The organism is Peptoniphilus equinus (assembly GCF_027921445.1).
Lineage (GTDB): Bacteria > Bacillota > Clostridia > Tissierellales > Peptoniphilaceae > Peptoniphilus > Peptoniphilus equinus.
In genome coordinates this window covers 1,559,739-1,580,696 of sequence record NZ_CP115667.1, presented here as the reverse complement: position 1 = coordinate 1,580,696, position 20,958 = coordinate 1,559,739, and the positions used below count along the sequence as shown (strand labels likewise).

The following is a 20,958-nucleotide window of genomic DNA, read 5'->3' as shown; positions in this document are numbered from 1 at the left end:
TGACTATGACATTTGTAAATTATAATGACGCGGACAATCAGACAGCGCTCTTGGCGTATCTTCGTGGCGTGGAGTGGAACGCCGGGCGATTTATGCATCGACAGCTTACCGAAGACACTTTTTATGCAACCTTCGGGCAGCGAGCTAAGCTCTTCTTTCTCATGGATCGACATCATATTGCAGGGTTTGGCGCTCTCGTGGAACAGGATTATCAAAAAGTTGCAGACTTTACACCGTGGATTGCCTTCGTGTATGTCGATCCGGCGTATCGCGGCGACGGTTGGTCTCGGCGTATCGTGACTTTTTTAGAAGCTCAGGCGATACAGGAAGGTTGGCATGAGGTCTATATTTTAACGCAGCATCAAGGCCTCTATGGGAAGATGGACTATCACTTTGTATACTCCATTGAAAGTCATCTTCACGGGACCGACTACATTTATCATAAAGCACTTATAGGTAGCAACTAACTTCACCGGAAGCTAAGCGTTGATGTATAGCAGCTTAATGCTAAGAGATAAACGATTTAAGTGGGCGGCTTTTTGTTTTGAACCCGTCAGCTCACAGCAGGAACTGTTCACTAAAAATATTTTTTTGTTCCACAGTATGGAAAACATCCCAAGACGAGCAAAGGCAAGGCTTACGGGCGTTTCGTATTGTGGAAGTTTAAAAGGGTATAATAGCATACATTGACACTATATTCACGATTCAATACAATAGAGTCAAACGATTGCAAAAAAACTTTAAGGAGGTTTCTATGGAGTATTTTGTAGATTTAAACAGCGACATTGGTGAGGGATTCGGATCCTACACCATGGGCATGGACGAAGAAATCGTCAAACACGTCACCAGCATCAATCTGGCTTGCGGTTGGCACGCAGGCGATGCGATGATTATGGACAAGACTGTGGCCCTTGCCAAGGCACACGGTGTGCGTGTGGGTTCTCATCCCGGATATCCGGACCTTCTTGGCTTCGGCAGACGGGCTATGACCATCACACGGGACGAAGCAAAAAACTATATGCTCTATCAAACCGGTGCACTGAAAGCCTTTTGTGACGCACATGGGGTCAAACTTCAGCACATGAAGCTACATGGTGGGTTTTATAACAAAGCTTGCAATGATCCTGAGCTGGCAGCCGGTATCATCGACGGCATTGAAGCCTTTGACAAGTCCATTATTCTCATGGTCTTAAGCGGCAGTCTCATTGCCAAAGAAGCTAAGGCTCGAGGCCTTCGTGTCAGTGAAGAGGTCTTTGCCGACAGAGGTTACAACGCCGACGGCACATTGGTCAACCGCAAACTCCCCGGCGCCTTTGTCAAAGATCCTAAAGAAGCACTGCCACGTGTCATTAAAATGATCAAAGAAGGCAAAGTGACTGCGGTAGATGGTACGGAAATTGATATTAAAGCCGATTCTATCTGTGTACATGGCGACAATCCGGAAGCTATTGAGTTCGTCAAACAAATTCGAAAAGGTTTGGAAGATGCCGGCATCACTGTGAAAGCAGTGGACGATTTTATTAAGTGAGGGAATTTATGGAAAAGAAAAAAGCAAATTGGTCCGTCCTTTTAGGTGCGGCATTTCTGATGGCAACATCAGCTATCGGTCCGGGCTTTATGACCCAAACTGCGAAATTTACCAGCGATTTAAAGGTGGATTTTGCCTTTGTTATCTTAGTATCTATTATCATGAGCTATATCGCTCAGCTCAACGTTTGGAAAGTTATTGCCGTATCCCGCTTAAGAGGACAGGATATTGCCAATAAAGTGCTTCCGGGACTTGGCTATGTCATCGCCTTTCTCGTTGCCCTTGGCGGCTTAGCTTTTAATATCGGTAACGTCGGCGGGGCAGGTCTTGGTCTGAACGTTATCTTCGGCATCGATCCGAAACTTGGAGCTGTCATCGGTGCTATTATCGCTGTCATTATCTTTACATCGAAATCCGCCGGTAACGCCATGGATAAGCTGACTCAAATCCTTGGTGCGGCAATGATTATTCTCATCGCCTTTGTCGCAGTGAAAACTGCACCGCCTGTCGGGGAAGCCGCAGCTCATGCCGTAGCACCGACAGACATGGCCGCTACCTTGCCGGCAGTGCTGACCCTTCTTGGCGGAACTGTAGGCGGATACATCGTATTTTCCGGCGGTCACCGTCTGATTGACGCCGGTGTGGTTGGGGAAGAAAATCTTTCTGAAGTCAACAAATCTGCAACTCTTGGTATTGCAGTTGCCCTTATCGTACGGATTCTTCTGTTCTTAGCTGTTTTGGGTGTCGTTACTGCCGGTGGCCAACTGGACCCTGAAAATATTGCAGCCTCTGCATTTAGAATTTCCAGCGGAGAAATCGGCTACAAAATTTTCGGTGTAGTCTTTACTGCGGCAGCTTTAACATCTATCGTCGGCTGTGCATTTACCTCGGTATCGTTCTTGAAGACTTTGTTCGGTCCAATCGGCCGCAACGCCAACTTGACCACCATCATCTTTATCGTGGTATCAGCGCTGATTTTTGTCATCATCGGACAACCGCAAACGTTGCTTGTGGTCGTCGGCGCACTGAACGGTCTAATTCTTCCTATTACCCTTGCTGTGATGCTTATTGCAAGTAAGAAGACCTCCATTGTCGGCACGTACAAGCACTCCAACGTACTGTTTATTCTCGGCTGGATCGTCACGGCACTTTCCGCGTACCTTGGTGTGACAACGATGGTGAGCAACCTCTCCACGTTACTCTAAAACCACTTCTCGAAAGGAGACACTATGCATGATATTCGCTATTTAAATAGTGGCGATCGCGCCATTATTATGGAATTCGGAAATACCATTTCCAAGGAAATTAATGGTCTCATTCGCAGTGTTGTAGCGACTATTGCCAACCGGGACGGGATCGTGGAAGTGGTCCCGACGTATCGCTCCATCACCATCACCTATGATCCGATGGTACTGAGCCGCAACGAACTCATTGAAGAGCTGAAAGGTTTGGATCTGAAGGACACGGCATCGGAATCGGACAAAGTCAAGCTCATTGAAATCCCCACCTGCTACGGCGGGGAGTATGGACCGGATATGGACTTTGTCAAAGCGCATGCCAACCTGTCTGAAGATGAGGTCATCCGGATTCACACCGACACCGATTACCTGGTATATATGTTAGGCTTTATGCCGGGTTTCACTTACCTGGGGGGGATGGATGAACGCATCGCCACACCGCGTCTTAAGAGTCCGCGTCTTAAAATTGCTCCGGGATCGGTGGGTATTGCCGGCTCTCAAACGGGGATGTATCCGTCGGAGTCGCCGGGAGGATGGCAGCTTATCGGCCGTACCCCGCTTCAACTCTATGATCCGATGAAAGAACCTCCGGTCTTTGTACAGGCGGGGGACTACATCCGCTATGTAGCTATTACTGAAGCGGAATTTAACGACATTAAAAAGCAAGTGGATGAAGGCACTTACGAGGTGATCATCCGAGAGGTGGAAGTAGGTGAACTTCATGGCTAAAATTAAAGTCATTATGCCGGGAATTCTGACCACGGTACAGGATCATGGGCGTATCGGCTATCAAAAGTTCGGAATCTCTCAAGCCGGCGTCATGGATGAATATAACTATGAACTGGCCAATGCTTTGGTGGGCAACGATGTCAATGAAGCGGTGCTGGAAACCACGTTTGTAGGACCGACACTGGAATTTGAAGACGATCTGACCATTGCTATCACCGGAGCCAATATGCAGCCAAAACTCGACGGCGAAGCGATTGAAAACTATCAGTCCTATGAAGTTAAAGCCGGGCAAAAGCTCAGCTTCGGGAAGCTCAAAGAAGGTCTTCGCGGCTACATTGCCTTTGGCGGGACCTTTGGTGTGGAAGAAGTGAACGGATCCAAGTCCACACTGCTAAAGAGTCAACTTGGCGGCTTTGAAGGACGGGCATTGAAATCTCGGGATGTGATTGAAATTCACGACCCTGTACCGTTCAAAAAACGGATTTTGGATGAAAAATATGTGCCGAAGCTCTCTCAATTTGCCGTTCTGCGTGTGGTCTTCGGACCTCAGGACGATGCCTTTACCGAAAAGGGCAAGCACACCTTCCTCTATTCCGGCGGCTACACTTTGACGAAAAATGCCGACCGCATGGGGATGCGTTTTAACGGCCCGGCTTTAGACTTTGTTGACGGTGCCGACATCATCTCCGATGCCACAGTCATGGGTTCTGTCCAAGTTCCGGCGGAAGGCAAGCCTATCGTACTGATGGCCGACCGCCAAACCACAGGCGGCTACACCAAAGTCGCCACGGTAGTGACACCGGATCTGTCAAAGCTTGCCCAGTTGCGTCCCGGCGCTAAAGTTCTCTTTGACGAGGTGACGCCGGACGAAGGGGAAGCCATTTACAAAACGTATCGTGAGACGCTCAACGCCATTCGTCAGTCATTAAAGTGAGGTGCCTATGAACTACGGAGTATTAACCCCAAAAGAAGCGCGAGAATTGATTCGAGGCGGTAAGCTTGTCCGTCCTACATCCGGCATTGCCAAAGGCCATGTACAGGCAAACCTGGCCATTTTACCCAAGGATTTGGCGTTTGACTTCCTGCTCTTTGCCAATCGCAATAAAAAGCCATGTCCTATTCTGGATGTCATCGAACCGGGGTCCTTTGAGCCGAAGTTGATTGCTAAGGGCTGCGATATTCGTACCGACATTCCGAAGTACCGCATCTATAAACATGGCGAGCTGGTCGAGGAAGTGGACAATTTATTGGATATCTACCGAGATGACTTTGTCGCTTTTCTCATCGGCTGTTCTTTCAGCTTTGAGAATGCCATGTTGGCGGCAGGCATTCCGGTGCGGCACATTGAAGACGATCACAACGTGCCGATGTTTATCACCAATATCCCGACTGTGCCGGCAGGACCGTTTCATGGAAATATGGTCGTCTCCATGCGGCCTATTCCGTATGACCAAGTGGTTAAAGCGACGACCGTCACCGCACGGTATCCGGCAGTCCACGGTGCACCGGTGCACATTGGCGATCCCGGACAAATCGGCATCAAGGATGTGATGGCACCGGACTTTGGTGAACCGTCAGTCTTTAAAGACGGCGAAGTGCCGGTGTTCTGGGCCTGTGGGGTCACACCGCAGTCCATCGCCATGACCTCAAAGCCGGAGATTATGATCACCCATGCACCGGGATATATGTTGATTTGCGATCCGGTGGATGAAGATTATGCAGTCTGACAGTTTGAAATAAATGTGTAGTGATGCGACTAAGTATGGGACGTTCCTGTATTTAGTCGTGTTTTTTAATACCGTTGAACGTACGATGCAGTTCATTTGGCAGCGTAAGAGGTGACATCATGCGCCGTGATAAGGATACTCATGGCAACGGGGCGTGCTTGCCCGGGAACGTGTCAAAATGAAACGCTTCTTAACGGTGAAATCCCAAGATGACAATGCTGAAAGATGAGGAGAAAGACAATGGAATTTGGTCAAAGAAAAGTTGGCGATGTATATGATTTAACTCCGGAAGGGGTTCGCGAGATTCAGGCACATGACAATGACTACAATGAGATCAGTGCGCCTATAAACTCGGACAAAAGAGATTGGCGCACCAAGGATATTGCGAATTTGTGGATTGGGATGATTGTCTCCATCGCGGTCTACCAGGTGGCAAGCGGCTTGTTGGTTTCAGGCATGTCCTGGGTACAGGCGCTGGTCACCATTATTTTAGGGCACACCATTGTGATGGGGGTGGCCATTGCTTTAGGACATTTCGGTACGAAGTACGGCATGAACTATCCCATGCTGAGCAAGTTGGTGTTTGGTCCGAAAGGAATGATTTTTCCATCCCTCATCCGAGGTGTCTTAGGCATTTTTTGGTTTGGTGTGCAAGCGTGGATTGGAGGACAAGCGGTCTTTATCATTATTAATGCCATCTATCCCGCCTGGTCAACCTATGGTTTTATGACGCAATTCATATCGTTTCTCATCTTTTGGATGATGAACGTGTATATTGCGGCCTCAGGGAGTAAAGCAGTTAAAATTTTAGAGGGCGTATCCGCGCCAATATTATTGGTCTTGAGTCTTATCGTCATCATATGGGGATTTGGTACCGCGAAGTGGAATTTGCACACACTGCTTAACGTGCCGGTGTTACAGGCTAAAGGCAGTGTGGACTTTTGGAGCCTGTTTTGGCCGGCGTTATCCGCCATGATTGCCTTCGATGGCGGCATAGCTTTATCCATGCCTGATTTTACACGCCACTGTGTCGATCAAAAGTCTCAGAGTTTAGGACAAATCATCAGTGCCCCTATCATGACAGGCTACATCGCTTTTGTCGGAATATGCGGAACGGCCGGAGGGTTTTTGGCCTTCGGCAAAGAGATTTGGGAACCGGCAATCTTAGTGGGCAATTTTAATAGCGTGGTGATACGCATTGTGTTTTCTCTTTTTATTATAATGGCCGTACTGACGACCAATGTAGCCGGGAATTTAATTCCTCCGGTCAATATTGTGGCGACCTTACTTAAGGGTAAATTAGATTATAAGTGGGTGGCTGTCTTAACGGCGGTGTTCGCTTTATTTGCAAGACCGTGGGACAGCTTATCCAGCGCCTATAATTTAATTTTCAATGTGACCCAATTCTTAGGTGCCTTGCTCGGTCCGATCTCCGGCTTGTATTTGGTGGCCTATCTCATTGCACATCACACGGACATCGACATGGTCGACGCATATAAAATTAACGGTGGGAGATATTATTACACGAAGGGATGGAATGTGCCGGTCATTGTGCTGTTTTTGGTATTTACCGCAATTATTTTTATCAGTAAATCCATCGAAGGTTTGAATTTTATTTTCAATAATGCGTATGTGTATGGCGTTGTCGTCACAGGATTGGTGTATTACGTTTATATCAAGATCACACAGGGAGGTAAGTAAAGCATGAGGACACTTTTAAAAAACGGGATCATTGTCACAGCTGACAACCAAGTTCAAGCAGACTTGTTAATGGAAGATGAAAAAATTATTGGCATAGGGACTTATGACGACGCGGATAAGGTCTACGATGTGAGCGGTATGTATGTGATGCCCGGCGGCATTGATCCCCATACGCACATGGAGCTGCAGCAATCAGAGCGGTATCGTTCGGCAGATGATTTCTATACCGGGACTGTTGCGGCGGCTGTGGGCGGCACCACGACGATATTAGATCACATCGCTTTCGGTCCGGAAGGCGCCGCGCTGCACCACTCCATCGATATTTACCGGGAACTGGCTAAAAAATCCGTCATCGATTACGGCTTTCACGGAGTGATTCAGCATGTGGATGATGAGATTTTGAACGAGTTGGACGGCATCATCACTGAGGAAGGGATTGTCTCGTTTAAAGCGTATTCCACCTACGGGTATGCGATGGATGATATCGATTTTTATCGTATTTTAAAGCAGATGAAACAATCGGGAGGATTGTTGACCATTCACTGTGAAAATGATCTGCTGACCCGATATTTAATCCGGGAGGCCGTTGATGCCGGTCACACTGATGTCAAATATTTTCCGGCAACACGGCCGAATGAAGCTGAAGCGGAGTCGGTGGATACTTTGCTAAACTTAGCTAAATTGGTTGAGACGCCGGTCTATATTGTGCACACGTCAGCAACAGAGTCTGTCGAGAGAATCAAGCTTGCCAAAGCTATGGGCCAAGAGGTCTATTCTGAAACCTGCACACAGTATCTGATGTTGACCGAGGCTGTATATTCAAAAGACGGTCCTGAAGAAGGAGTCAAATATTTAATGCAGCCGCCCCTTCGTACGGCGAAAGATAATGAGGCATTGTGGCGCGCGCTGCAAGACGGCGATGTGGTCACGCTAGGTACGGATCACTGTCCATTTATGTATGAGACAGAGAAGCGACAGGGACTTGGCAACTTTACACTGGCACCGGGAGGGGCGCCGGGGGTTGAAGAGCGGATTAAGATTGCATTTTCAGAAGGGGTGTTGAAGCGCCGACTGGATTTGAACACGTTCGTCAACGTCGTGAGTACCAATGCGGCAAAGATATTCGGTATGTATCCTGAAAAAGGCAGTTTGGAACTCAATACCGATGCGGACGTGATGGTCATCGATCCGAACGGGCGCGAGACGATTTCCGTTAAGACACACCATTCCGTGTGTGATTACAACACCTATGAAGGCTTCACCGTCAACTGTGCCATTCATCTTGTCTTCTCACGAGGAACATTGGTGGCGAAAGACGGCACGTTTGTCGGCGAAAAAGGCTACGGTCGATTTATTCATAGAAAAAATAACAAACAGTTATGACAAGCACCTCACCAGATACCGTCTTGCAAGGCTCTGAAAGGTCACTACAAAAATCCCCGGCCATATGGTCGGGGATTTTTTATGATGAACTAAGTTAATCAATGTAGCCGATGCGGTGAGACAGTTCGCGCGCGGCATGGGTGACATCTTCAATCATGGTTGGCAGTCGGTCTTTCATTCGATACTGCGGCGTGATGACGCCGACGGATGCGACGAAGTTTTTAGAGGAGTCAAAGACCGGCGCGCCGATGCCGATGGTGTCGGGTATGTATTCGCCTTCGGAGAGGGCGTAGCCTTGAGCGATGATAGTTTGCAGTTCTTTCTTAAAGGCGACAGCGTCCGCCTTTCGAACAGGACTGTCATCCAACTTGGTGGCAATGTAGTCATCGATGTAGCTTTCAGGCTGATGGGCCAGGATGACTTTTCGAATGGCGCCTTTGTGAAGAGGGATTTGACGACCGAAGTTTTCTACAATTTTTAATGTTTCATCGCCTTCAGCTTTGCCGATGACAATGCCGGTGTCTTTGCTTTTGACCACCATAAAGGCGTCTTCGTTGGTTTTTCTTGAGAGTTCCTGTAAGACGACTTCGGCTTCTTCTTTTAAGGACGAGGTGGCAGAGGCGGCGATTCCGATGGATATCAATCCGGAGCCCAGTCGATAGAGATGGGTTTGGTCATCTTTGGCGACAAAATTACAGCTGATGAGCGTGGACAGTATACGGTGGGTGGTGCTCGGCGGAATAGCAATCGCCTCGGAAATTTCGGCAATGGTATATTTCTGTTGTTCGCCTTTCATAAATTCGAGTATGTTGGCAGCTTTTACTAAACTTTGAATCACGTTCATTCCTCCATATGGAGATTATATCACATAACGGGATGGCTGATGAGACATATTCGTTATTCTTTCTTATTTATATTTGGTTTAAGGGATATGTTTTACAAGACAGATCGAGAGGGGAATAGAACTGTCATCCAAAGGGTAACTATGTTAAAATATAAACACTTGGGAGACCAAGTGAGGAGGAATGACATGAATTTTAGTTTCCTGTTGGATATTGTCCGCGGAACCTTAGTGGCATCGGTGGGAAGTTTTTTCCCTCTGATCTTTATATTTTATCCCCATATCTTTTTAACCCGTTCTATGACGGACGGCGTGGTCAAGGGCTTTAGTCTCTTTACGATAAGCTGTGCACTCTTGATGGCGATGTACTCGTTTAGCTATGGACTGTTTGTGTTTGCAGCTTTCGGCTCAATGATTCTGGTGATGCATATGATGCTTGCGAATCGCTTTGATCAAAACTCCACGGTATTTGTGGGGGCGGCTATGCTCCTTGTGGGCGGCGTCGTGGCACTGTATGCCATGGGCGTGAACTTTTCAAGTTTGCGCTCGCAGGAGATTCTGGATGCCATTGTGGCGGCGCAGAAGTCCATGAATGTGGAATTGGGCCGCACGGAAGTGATGATGGTTTACAATCGCATGCTTCAGCTGATGCCGGCGATGATCATTATTTTAAGTCTGATGATCAGCTACGGCGCATATTTTCTCACGGTCAAAGGACTGCTTTCCACTCAGGCCGTGGCAGTATCCTATCAGCCTTTTATCTACCTGACGATTCCTCGGGGGATTGTGGCGGCGGGTATTGGATCCGTTGCCGGACTCTACATTTTTTCCGGCGAGACGGGGATATCCGGACTGGTCATGGAAAATGTCGCGGTGATCTTCGGTGCGCTGCTCTTCTTTTTAGGCTTAAGTGTTATAATGTTTATACTGCATAAGCGACGGGTCCACGGATTTTTACGTGTGATGGTGCCGGTTCTCGGCATCCTGGTACCCTTTGCTCAGCTGATGATTATTTTCTTAGGATTACTGGAGAGTCTCTTTAACTTTAGAAGGCTCACGAGGTGAGAAGATGAAGACAACACTTGAACTTAAAGCTTTTCGCAGTGCCCTTATTGTTATGGCACTGGGTGTGGGGCTACTTTTTTACTTTGAAATCTGGGCGGGGTTTGTCGGTCTTGCCATCTATATGTATCTCGTTTATCGTCTGAACCGCATTATGGCACAGTTCAATGACGAATCGGTGCTGATGGTGGAACATATCACCAGGGATTTTGATTCCGTCACCAAGCAGGCAATATTTTCCATGCCGTTTCCGATGTGTATCACGGACGGCAAGGGTGTGATTATTTGGTACAATTCCCATCTGTTAACTATCTTTGAGGACTTTGATCTCATGGGTATGGATATCGAGAAGCTCATTGAGGGGTTGGACATGGAGGCGATTTTGGCGAACCGGACTGTCCTGCCGCGGATTAAAATGGGTTCTCGTGACTACGACGTCCACCTGTCAGTGGTGGATACCACCAAGACCCAATCGGCGCGAGATAAGATGGTACTTTTCTATTTTGTAGATCAGACGGAGCTCGTGAACTTGGAAGTCCGGTATCGGGACGAGTTTCCTATTGTGGCGAAGATCGAAGTGGATAATTTCGACGATGCTATGGATACGGCGCCGAGTGCCAATCGTCCGCAACTGGAGGTGGAGATTGACGCTCTCATCCGCAGCTATTTTCAAACCTATGATGCCTTGGTACGCAAGTACGAATCGGATATGTACCTTGTGGTGATGAGTTATAACTCCTTGAAACAAATTAAGGAGAAACGCTTTGATCTTTTGGACGACTTGAGAGAGTTGGATATGGGCAACACCATTCCAATCACCCTTTCTATCGGGGTAGCATCTTTCGGACTGACGTTTAAAGATGCGGTAGCGGAAGCGGATACCTGTTTGGACCTAGCGCTTGGTCGAGGCGGGGACCAGGCGGTCGTACGGGTGGAAGATAACTATGAGTTTTTCGGCGGGAAGAGCAAGGCTGTGGAAAAACGCAACAAAGTCAAAGCCAGAGTTCTCGGCATCGCCCTGCGTCAGCTTATTGAAGGAGCTAGAGACGTCTATATTATGGGGCATAAAAATGCCGATATGGATGCCATCGGATCCGCCATTGGGGTGCTTCGTGCCACGTTAAACTGCGACACGGAAGGTTACATTGTCTTAAATCGTCCCAACCCTTCGATTTCCAACTTGTTGGATCGGATGCGGGAGGATGAGCCGGAGATGTTTAAACGCATTATCAAAGAAGAGACGGCACTTGCCAATATGACCGGGCGGTCTCTTGTGATTCTGGTGGACAATCACAAGCCAAGTTTCACCGAAGCTCCGAAACTGTTGGAAGAACAAGCTCAGGTGGTGGTGATTGATCACCATCGTCGAGGCAAGGAGTTTGTAAACAATCCTGTGCTGACCTATGTGGAACCGTATGCGTCGTCGACCAGTGAGCTGGTGACCGAGATGCTCACGTACATGAAAGACGATTTGAACTTGACTCACTTTGAAGCCGATGCGTTGATGAGCGGGATTGTCGTCGATACGAAAAACTTCAGTTTTCAAACCGGGGTGCGGACTTTTGAAGCGGCGTCGATTTTGAAACGGGCCGGTGCTAATATGATGAAGGTCAAGAGCCTCTTCCAGGATGACTTGGACACGCTGCGCACTCGTGCCGATGTGGTGCACCAGGCGCAACTTGTCTATGACAAAGTGGCGGTGTCCCGTCTGAGTATTGCGGCGGATAATTCCATTCTCATTGCTGCCCAGGCGGCGGATGAGCTGCTTGATATCAACGGTGTGGAGGCAAGTTTTGTACTCACGCCGGTGGAAGAGGAAGTGCACATTTCAGGCCGATCCGTAGGAGACTTTTCCGTACAGCTTATTTTGGAAAAGCTCGGCGGCGGCGGCCATTTAAATATGGCAGGGGCTCGCGTTGCGGGGACTGTCGATGAGGCACAGGACAAACTGATGCAAGCCATAGAAGCCTATTTAGGCGAGGAGGAAGAATGAAAGTTATACTGTTAAAAGACGATAAAAACTTAGGAAAGAAAAACGATCTGGTCAACGCCAAAGACGGCTATGCCAAAAATTTCCTCATTCCTAAGGGAATCGCCATGGCGGCGACGGACGAAAATATCGAAAAATGGAAGGCGGACAACGCCAAACGGGAAGCGGAAGAGGCGGAGAATGTGAAGCATTTTACCCAAGTTAAAGCCACTCTCGAAAAATCCAAGGTCACCATCACGGCGAAAGGCGGGGAAGGCGGACGGCTTTTCGGTGCCATCACCTCACAAAACATTGCCGATGCCATTAAAGACCAATTGAAGTTGGATATTGACAAGAAGAAGATTGAACTGCCGGAAAATATTAAGCAGGCGGCGACCAAGCAAGTGCCTGTGAAACTCTATCCCGGCATTACGGCGACGTTAAAAGTCGTGGTGGATACGGAATAAGTCATGGACGAGCTCAACGCCTATATTCCGCCACATGTGGAAGCCACCGAACAGGCCGTTCTCGGGGCGATGCTGGTGTCGAAAGATGCCATTACTGCAGCGGTGGAAGTACTAAAGCCTGAAGATTTCTATTCGGAAATTCATGAGGAAATTTATCGCGCGATTATTGCAGTTTATAACAACAATGTACCGGCGGATGTGACGACGGTGAGTGAAGCTTTAAAAAAACGGGATTCACTTCAAAACGTCGGCGGACTGGCCTACATTGCGACCCTCTCCACACAGGGCGTCGCACCGTCCAACACGCGTCACTATGCCCACATCATAAAAGAAAAATCTGTCTTACGGCAACTTATCACTGCGGCGGAAGCGACTCGCGCCGGGGCTTATGCCCAGGATGCGGATTTGAATCTGATTTTGGAGAAGGCGGAGCAGAGTATTTTTAATATCACTCAAGCCTCTCATCAAGAAGGACTTCGTCCTATTAAAGATGTGTTGATGGAGTCTTTTGCCGAGATGGAAAAGCGGGCGCAGAATCCCGGGGCACTCACAGGGGTGACTACCGGGTTTGAAGATTTGGACAGGAAGCTTTCCGGACTTCAAAAGAGTGATTTGGTTCTTTTGGCGGCTCGGCCTTCCATGGGCAAGACCGCCCTGATGGTCAATATTGCCACCAATGCCGCGTTGCGTGCCAAAGCCAAAGTGGCCATGTTTTCTCTGGAAATGAGCAAATCTCAGTTGGTGCAGCGGATTATTGCCTCCATTGCGCTGGTGGATTTGCAAAAAGTTATCAGCGGGAATTTAAATGAAGACGACTGGGAGAAGATCATCAATGCCATGCCGATCATTTCTCAGTTGGACATTGATATTGATGATACGGCAGGTATTTCACCTCTGGAGCTCAAAGCCAAGTGCCGTCGGCAAAAGATGGAGCGCGGTCTCGATCTCGTCGTGATCGACTACTTGCAGCTGATGCAGATGAGCGACAGGGTAGAGTCCAGGCAACAGGAGATTTCCGCTATTTCAAGAAGCCTTAAGGGCATTGCCAAAGAGCTTGAGGTGCCGGTTTTGGCCCTCTCTCAGCTCTCCCGTCTTCCGGAACAGCGTTCCGATCACCGGCCGATTCTCTCGGACCTTCGGGAGTCCGGAGCGATTGAGCAGGATGCGGATGTGGTCATGTTCCTCTACCGGGACGAGTACTACTTAAAAGAAGAATCGGAAAAACCGAATATCGGGGAAGTCATCATTGCCAAGCATCGCAACGGTCCGACGGATACTGTCGAGCTGGTCTTTAGAAAAGAATTTACAAAGTTCCTGAACAAGGAATATGGAGCATAATATGGAGTTTATTAAAGTTATACTGTTGGGGATTTTGGAAGGCGTGACTGAATTTTTGCCGATCTCGTCCACCGGGCATTTAATTCTTGCCAGTGAAGTCCTCGCTCTGCATTCACAGAGTTTTGAGAATGCCTTCTCAGTCATCATTCAGCTCGGTGCCATTCTCTCTGTCGTGGTGTTGTATTTCAATCGCCTTAACCCTTTTGCCAAAGCCAAGTTGGTGGGGATTGATACGGACGGCGAGGTGAGTTTTAAAGACCGGCTCATCCATCGCGATCCGGCGACAATGCGGCTGATTGCTAAAATCATCATTGGATTTCTCCCTGCCGCGGTATTGGGATTTCTCTTTGATGATCTCATCGACAAGTACTTATTCAATCCCACGGTGGTGGCGGTCACGCTTATTTTTTACGGTGTTGTCATCATTGTGATGGAACGTCAAAAACGTACGTCTTATAAAATAGACAGCTTGGAACATCTGAGTGTGAAAGATGCTTTTAAAATCGGTTTCTTTCAATGCCTTGCCATGATTCCCGGCACATCACGCTCTGCTGCGACCATCATCGGCGGTATGCTTATCGGATGCAATCGCAAAAGTGCAGCGGAGTTTTCCTTCTTTCTTGCCATCCCCACAATGATCGGCGCGACGATGCTGAAGATTTTAAAGCTAGGAGCCGGTTTTACCTTAAGTGAATGGGGGCTGATTGCCCTGGGATTTGTGGTGTCTTTTGCTGTGGCCTACGCTGTCATTGTAAAGTTTTTGAGTTATATTCAAAAACACGATTTTCAAATTTTCGGGATCTATCGCATTGTGCTTGGTGTGGCAGTGTTAGTATTGCTTGCATTTTAGTGAAACGGGCTATAAATGCCTGATGGAAGTTGAATTTGACGCAAGGCTATGATAGAATCAAGTCATTATGGATAAAAGTAAAAGGAGGTAGTACATCGTGGAAATGTTCCTTTCGATTATCATTGCCGTGTCCGCCCTTGTGGTTATCGGTACGGTAGTTGTTACTGAAAGCAGTCAAGCCGGTCTTGGAACGCTTCAAGGCCAACAGGATTCTATGTGGGGTGAACATAGAGGTACAAGTAAAAAAGACATTGAGAACCGCATTATTATGATCGCATCTGCGGTATTTTTAGTGTCTGTAATCGCCATTGCAGCCATTTAGGAGGAAATCGTGGAAACCATTTACATTTTAGCTATTGTTGCCGGGGCACTCGCCCTGCTTTTCGGTGCTTATAAAGCAGGTTTTGTATCTAAGCAAGAGCCTGGCAATGAAAGAATGATTGAGATCTCTTCGTACATCACAGAAGGGGCCATGGCATTCTTACAAAGAGAATACAAAGCACTTGTTATTTTTGTTGTTGTACTTGCCGTTGTACTTGCTGCGGGACTGCAAAGTGTCGCCACAGCTATTTGTTTTATTGCCGGAGCTATCTGCTCCGTACTTGCAGGTTATGTAGGTATGAAGGTCGCAACGCGTGCCAACGTTCGTACTGCTAACGCTGCCAATGTACATGGCCTCGGACGTGCGCTGGACGTGGCTTTTTCCGGCGGTGCAGTTATGGGTATGTGTGTTGTTGGACTTGGAATCATTGGAATTACTGTAGCTTATACCATCACAAAAGACCCTACCATCGTTACCGGATTCTCCCTCGGTGCATCATCGATTGCACTTTTTGCCCGTGTAGGCGGCGGTATTTATACCAAAGCAGCTGACGTGGGGGCTGACCTTGTAGGTAAGGTTGAAGCAGGTATCCCGGAAGACGACCCTCGTAACCCTGCAGTTATTGCAGATAACGTTGGGGATAACGTGGGCGATGTTGCAGGTATGGGCGCCGACCTTTTCGAATCTTACGTCGGAGCACTGTTATCCGCTATCACCCTCGGTGTCGTGGCTTACGGTGACAAAGGCATTCAATACGGTCTTGCCATTGCAGCTATCGGCATTGTGGCAAGTATCATTGCCGTATTCTTTGTCAAAGGTGACAAAGATCCTCAAAAATCCCTGAACATGGGCGAGTACATTGCAGCAGGTGCGACAATTATCGCTTCGGCTGTTCTCTCCAACCAACTCTTCGGCAACTTTAAACCGTTTATTCCTGTCATTGCAGGTATTGTTGTCGGTCTTACTATTTCTAAAATTACTGAATATTACACAGCAGCTGAATACAAACCGGTACAACGTATTGCGGATGAATCGCAAACCGGTGCATCCACCAATATTATCTCCGGTCTGTCGGTAGGTATGATGTCCACCGTAGGCCCTATTATTGTCATTGCCATTGGTATCATGGTAGCTTTCGTCGGTGCCGGCGGCAGCGACGATGCCCTCCTCGGTCTTTTCGGTATCTCCCTGTCTGCAGTGGGGATGCTCTCCACCACAGCAATGACCATCGCGGTCGATGCTTACGGTCCGATTGCCGATAACGCCGGGGGGATTGCTGAAATGTGTGAACTCCCTGAAAATGTACGTCAAATCACCGACTCTCTGGATGCGGTAGGAAATACCACAGCAGCTATCGGGAAAGGTTTTGCCATCGGTTCTGCGGCACTGACTGCACTGGCACTTTTTGTGTCCTACATTAACGCTACCGGTCTTGAAGGTATTGACGTGTCTAAACCTGAAGTTATTGCCGGTACCTTTATCGGCGGGATGTTGCCATTTGCTTTTTCAGCACTGACCATGTCAGCTGTAGGTAATGCGGCCTCCAAGATGATTGATGAGGTGCGTCGTCAGTTTAGAGAAATCCCAGGCATTATGGACGGTAAAGCCACTCCGGAATATGCAAAGTGTGTTGACATTTCAACCGGAGCAGCACTTCATGAGATGATCGTACCAGGCTTAATTGCTGTTGTTGTGCCAATTATTATTGGCGTGGTGCTTGGGCCTGAAGCCCTTGGCGGTCTGCAAGCAGGTGCGCTCATTACCGGTGTCTTGATGGCGATCTTCATGTCCAATGCCGGCGGTGCATGGGATAATGCGAAGAAGTATATCGAAGGCGGTGTACATGGCGGAAAAGGCTCTGAAGCTCACAAGGCTGCCGTTACCGGCGATACCGTAGGCGATCCGTTTAAAGATACTTCAGGTCCGTCGCTCAACATCCTCGTTAAGCTGATCACTGTAGTATCTCTGGTATTTGCACCGCTCTTCGTACAATTTGGCGGTAAATTCTTCTAATTTAAGTAGATAGTGATTCAATAGAAAAAAACGACTTGGTTTAATCTAAGTCGTTTTTTTGTACATTAAAGGCGAGATATTCAATTTATGTTTGCGTCGGATAGTTTGCAAAGCAGTGATAGGTATGACGTGGGTTGCTTAAGCTTGAGTGAAGAGCCATCCGTTTTTCGGTGGCTGCTTTCTGAATTAAGCATAACGAGGTCATAAAGCGTTGATCAGTTTGAACTTGGTAAGTGGATTACCTATGTAGGGATGATTCACGGCATTTTGAAGGAAACTCACTAATGATTTAGCGAAGACAACCTATTTTTATAAGCTTTGTAGCGAAGAGGACGGATCTTCTTGATGGGAATGTTGTTAATGAACAGTATCTATGATAAAAAGTTCTTCACGATTTCGATATGTAGAAAGATATTATTGATGAGGGGAACTATGCCATGAGGTGTAAAAAGAGGCGGCTGTTTTTTAGCTTCAGAAAAAGTATATCCATTGTTATTTGTCCGAGAGGGACACGACGATAAGAGAAGACATTTGTCTGGCACATGATAAGAAAAAGCATCTATCAAGGGATAGATGCTTTTTTTATGTTTGAATTCATCATCAATGGCAAATCCTACATCCTGTCGGGAACTTTGGGGCAAAGAGTCTGTGACGATAGTAGGATTCAAGATACAACAGTTAAAAAGAAAGACAATGGTGTTTTCGCGACTGACTCAAGGACACGTTGGCACCATCGTTTCTATGGGGACCGGTCAGACGCTGTTCGTATTTGGTCAAAGGAAGCGGGCGCTCACTTAGTAAAGTTTAAGTCCATGCCCTGCACAGTAATGATCTTTTCAATAATATTCTTTTGATCTAATAAAATAGTGATAATATGCTCAACTTTTCCCTGTCTGTAGCGAAATAAGGGATAAGTGGCGGAAATAGCACCCTTTATACAGCCATCGACTTTAATCGGTACAGCTATGCATGAGGTATGCATGGATATTTCCTGATTTTCCACGGCATAACCATTCTTTCTGACCGCGTGAATCTCTTCCAGCAATCGATCGAAAGATGTAATGGTATTCTCTGTAAATTTTTTGAACACGTAGTTGGAATACATGGCTTCCAGCTTGGCGTCGCTTAATCCGGATAAGAGCGCTTTGCCGATAGCTGTTGCGCTCGCAGGCAGTTTCATACCGACAGAGCTTACGATTTCAATGTTTTCTTTGGTGTTGACTTTTTCCAGGTAAAGGACTTGATCCTGATCTAAAATGCCAAATTGAACAATTTCACCAATTTTTTCGACGGCGACTTCCATCTGTTTTTTGATAACGGATAGCACATCTAAATGGCCTGAGTAGTCCAAACCTAATTGAAATAGGTTGAAAGAGCATGTGTACTCACCATTGTCGTTGAGATTTAAAAAATTACAGCTCACTAATGTTCTCAAAATAGGGCTCAGCGTGCTTTTTGGAATTTGAAGTTGTGAAGAGATTTCGCTCATCGAGATACCTGTTCGATAACTATCGACCAGGTTCAGTGTATTGATCACGCGCAGCGTAGGATTGTGTAAATCTGATTGCATAGGTCCTCCATGTATTATGAAGTATATCATACTACATATGGCTGGAAGATGTTTTATTTAGCCAATAAAAAAGAAAGTTGGTCTTGCCAACTTTCTTAGGAAGATTATAACGTGTTGTTATACGCGTGATACGTATGGAGCACTGTATCAAGAATGCGTTTTGCAGTTTCAAATGTTGAGGGCTCAAGGGCGTTATTGGGGAATATCGATGCGTCACTGATAGCGAGGCCTCGTGTGGTGAGAAGTTTTTTAAACAACGGAATAAAATTTGGGGATAAGGTGTAGAGTGGCATGAGTTGATGAATAAGGTGAGATAAAAACAATACCTTTTTCATCTGCGAATTTTCCATGGCATGGATGAGGTCGGCCCAAATATCCGGGACAATATTAGACAGTGCGCCGATGCAACCGGAACCTCCGGTAGCGATGTTATATAAGAACTGATCGTCAAAACCAGAATACAGTTTGAAGTCTAAAGATGCCACAGCTCGCGCAATCCCATTGGTGTGAAGCGGATCCGATACAGAATCTTTGAGACCCTTTATATTGGGGTGGGAGATGGCCAGTTCATAGACAGTCTGAGGGGAGATATTGAAGCCGCTTCGATCCGGATAATTATAAATATATAGATCACCTGAAATGTGCTGAGCCAGATAGGCATAGTAGTTATATACTTCGCGTTGACTTATGCCGTAATAATAGGGACAGATAATCATGACACCTTTGAAACCCTGTGCAAGCACGGTATTGGACAAGTGAATGGTTTCTTCAATTTTCGCACAGTTCGTACCGGCAAATAAATCCACCCGATGGTTATTGACCGTTGTGTATAAGTCAAATATTGATAATTTTTCTTCCAGGTTCAGCGTGGTAAATTCTCCGGAACTACCTAAAACCAATATGCCGTTCACACCGCTGTCGATGAGAAAATTGATAAGTGTCTCATTGCCTGCGCGATCAATGGTATTCGTATCATCGAATAAGGTGAGGGAGGGCGTAATAATTTCACACATTTTTTTTCCTTTCTCTATCTTGAGTACAGTTAATTATACAAAATTGGCGCCTCGTTGAATCGCTATTTCCGTAAAGCCCAATGCTTCTGCTTTGGTGACTTTGCCATTGCAAATGGCAATCATATCTTTGAAACACAAGTCGGATAATTCCTCTAAAGTGGTTTGACCATAAATCATAGGCGACGCATCCCAGTCTAAATTATCTTTCATGGTGACGGCGGTTTCTTTATTGCCGGTTATTTTTATAACGGGCGCTATCGGGTTACCTGTCGGGGTACCTCGTCCTGTTGAAAAGACAATCACTTGACAGCCTCCGGCAATCATGCCGGCAACAGATGACGGATCATTCCCAGGAGTATCCATAATCACCAAGCCTTCATGAGGCTTGAGTTGTTTGGCGTAATCATAGACCGCATTTACTGAAGTAGAGCCGCCTTTGTGAATGCAGCCCAGCGATTTTTCCTCCAGCGTCGTGAGTCCGCCTGCTTTATTTCCGGGGGACGGATTGCCTTCGCGGACTTCCTCGCCAGTGTTTAATTTAATATGCGCTTCATAGCGTTGCACAATATCATAAATCCTGTCATGAACCTCTTGGTTTGCCGCGCGGCGTGCCAAAATGTGCTCAGCACCGATGAATTCCGTCGTTTCGCTGAGGACCGTTGTGCCGTGTTCTTCTACCATTTTATCACTTAGTTTGCCAATCACAACATTGGCGGCTAAACCGGACGTCGGATCGGAACCTCCGCACTCTGTACCCATAATGATTTCAGACATCGGGAAGGATTCACGTTGCAAGACACTGGCGTCGTCCACCAATTCCCGCGCATAACGTGTCGCAATTTCAATGGCTTTTAACGTGCCGCCAGCTTCCTGAATCACCACAGTCTTAAGAGGTTTATTAGTACGTGCTTCAATGCGTGCTTTCACTAAGTTTAACTGAGCATTTTCACAGCCCAAAGAGACTAAAACCGTTCCGTAAATATTCGGGTTGGCGGCAAAACCTGAAATGGTATCCAGTGTATATTCAAAATCGTCGCCAAGCTGCGAACAGCCCAACTGCATGTTAAATGTCACCGTGCCGTTCACTTGGCTTGCGATGATGCGCGTCGTATCTGATGCACATACGCTACACGGTAAAATTAATACGTGATTTCTGATGCCGATACGGCCGTCACTTCGTTTGTAACCTAAGAAATTTGACATATAC

Annotated in this window: 19 protein-coding genes; 15 read left to right on the top strand and 4 right to left on the bottom strand. The window is 47.1% G+C overall.

Translation table 11 applies throughout. The features are described from left to right. The first annotated feature begins 5 nt into the window (after positions 1–5). The 8 genes from O6R05_RS07695 (at position 6) to hydA (ending at position 8,306) form a co-directional block, all read left to right on the top strand. Positions 6–467: a GNAT family N-acetyltransferase gene (locus tag O6R05_RS07695; RefSeq protein ID WP_271191406.1), complete on the top strand. Its 462-nt coding sequence runs from the start codon at positions 6–8 to the stop codon at positions 465–467. 287 nt (positions 468–754) lie between these two features. Further along, entirely contained in the window at positions 755–1,528 is a 774-nt protein-coding gene (locus tag O6R05_RS07690; RefSeq protein WP_271191405.1) for a LamB/YcsF family protein, read from the top strand. A gap of 8 nt (positions 1,529–1,536) precedes the next feature. Then, positions 1,537–2,733 (top strand): NRAMP family divalent metal transporter, encoded by a 1,197-nt coding sequence (locus O6R05_RS07685; protein WP_271191404.1) that lies wholly within the window; start codon positions 1,537–1,539, stop codon positions 2,731–2,733. 24 nt (positions 2,734–2,757) lie between these two features. After that, a complete protein-coding gene (pxpB, locus tag O6R05_RS07680) occupies positions 2,758–3,495 on the top strand; it encodes a 5-oxoprolinase subunit PxpB (RefSeq protein ID WP_271191403.1) in 738 nt (245 codons plus the stop codon). After that, entirely contained in the window at positions 3,488–4,429 is a 942-nt protein-coding gene (locus O6R05_RS07675) for a 5-oxoprolinase subunit C family protein (RefSeq protein ID WP_271191402.1), read from the top strand. The genes pxpB and O6R05_RS07675 overlap by 8 nt, the downstream gene beginning before the upstream one ends. A gap of 7 nt (positions 4,430–4,436) precedes the next feature. Next, positions 4,437–5,222, top strand: a complete 786-nt coding sequence (locus O6R05_RS07670) for a putative hydro-lyase (RefSeq protein WP_271191401.1) — start codon at positions 4,437–4,439, stop codon at positions 5,220–5,222. Between the two features lie 240 nt (positions 5,223–5,462). Then, entirely contained in the window at positions 5,463–6,923 is a 1,461-nt protein-coding gene (locus tag O6R05_RS07665; RefSeq protein WP_271191400.1) for an NCS1 family nucleobase:cation symporter-1, read from the top strand. A 3-nt stretch (positions 6,924–6,926) separates the two neighbouring features. After that, complete coding sequence (gene hydA / locus O6R05_RS07660; protein ID WP_271191399.1) at positions 6,927–8,306, top strand: dihydropyrimidinase; 1,380 nt, start codon at positions 6,927–6,929, stop codon at positions 8,304–8,306. A gap of 94 nt (positions 8,307–8,400) precedes the next feature. On the opposite strand, the gene O6R05_RS07655 is transcribed toward hydA, so the two are convergent. Further along, positions 8,401–9,144 carry an IclR family transcriptional regulator gene (locus tag O6R05_RS07655; RefSeq protein ID WP_271191398.1) on the bottom strand — a complete coding sequence of 248 codons (744 nt, stop codon included), beginning with the start codon at positions 9,142–9,144 and terminating at the stop codon, positions 8,401–8,403. Between the two features lie 192 nt (positions 9,145–9,336). Here O6R05_RS07655 and O6R05_RS07650 point away from each other — a divergent pair, with 192 nt between their 5' ends. From O6R05_RS07650 to O6R05_RS07620, 7 genes are all read left to right on the top strand, one after another. Then, entirely contained in the window at positions 9,337–10,212 is an 876-nt protein-coding gene (locus tag O6R05_RS07650) for a DUF2232 domain-containing protein (protein ID WP_271191397.1), read from the top strand. A 4-nt stretch (positions 10,213–10,216) separates the two neighbouring features. Next, positions 10,217–12,202: a DHH family phosphoesterase gene (locus tag O6R05_RS07645; protein WP_271191396.1), complete on the top strand. Its 1,986-nt coding sequence runs from the start codon at positions 10,217–10,219 to the stop codon at positions 12,200–12,202. Continuing rightward, entirely contained in the window at positions 12,199–12,645 is a 447-nt protein-coding gene (rplI, locus tag O6R05_RS07640; RefSeq protein ID WP_271191395.1) for a 50S ribosomal protein L9, read from the top strand. Before O6R05_RS07645 ends, rplI begins: the two co-directional genes overlap by 4 nt. 3 nt (positions 12,646–12,648) lie before the next feature. Beyond that, the gene (gene dnaB / locus O6R05_RS07635; protein ID WP_271191394.1) at positions 12,649–13,983 is read left to right on the top strand and encodes a replicative DNA helicase; all 1,335 of its coding nucleotides are present in this window, start codon (positions 12,649–12,651) and stop codon (positions 13,981–13,983) included. 1 nt (position 13,984) lies between these two features. Then, positions 13,985–14,833: an undecaprenyl-diphosphate phosphatase gene (locus O6R05_RS07630; protein ID WP_271191393.1), complete on the top strand. Its 849-nt coding sequence runs from the start codon at positions 13,985–13,987 to the stop codon at positions 14,831–14,833. A gap of 103 nt (positions 14,834–14,936) precedes the next feature. After that, positions 14,937–15,155, top strand: coding sequence for a preprotein translocase subunit SecG (gene secG, locus O6R05_RS07625; protein ID WP_271192311.1), 219 nt, complete (start codon positions 14,937–14,939; stop codon positions 15,153–15,155). A 9-nt stretch (positions 15,156–15,164) separates the two neighbouring features. Then, the gene (locus tag O6R05_RS07620; protein ID WP_271191392.1) at positions 15,165–17,168 is read left to right on the top strand and encodes a sodium-translocating pyrophosphatase; all 2,004 of its coding nucleotides are present in this window, start codon (positions 15,165–15,167) and stop codon (positions 17,166–17,168) included. A gap of 790 nt (positions 17,169–17,958) precedes the next feature. Here the strand turns inward: O6R05_RS07620 and O6R05_RS07615 are convergent. The 3 genes from O6R05_RS07615 to O6R05_RS07605 form a co-directional block, all read right to left on the bottom strand. After that, on the bottom strand, positions 17,959–18,738 hold the full coding sequence (locus O6R05_RS07615; RefSeq protein WP_271191391.1) for an IclR family transcriptional regulator: 780 nt from the start codon (positions 18,736–18,738) through the stop codon (positions 17,959–17,961). 104 nt (positions 18,739–18,842) lie between these two features. Then, positions 18,843–19,751 (bottom strand): dihydrodipicolinate synthase family protein, encoded by a 909-nt coding sequence (locus O6R05_RS07610; RefSeq protein ID WP_271191390.1) that lies wholly within the window; start codon positions 19,749–19,751, stop codon positions 18,843–18,845. Positions 19,752–19,784: 33 nt separating this feature from the next. After that, a complete protein-coding gene (locus O6R05_RS07605) occupies positions 19,785–20,954 on the bottom strand; it encodes a UxaA family hydrolase (RefSeq protein ID WP_271191389.1) in 1,170 nt (389 codons plus the stop codon). Positions 20,955–20,958: the final 4 nt, after the last annotated feature.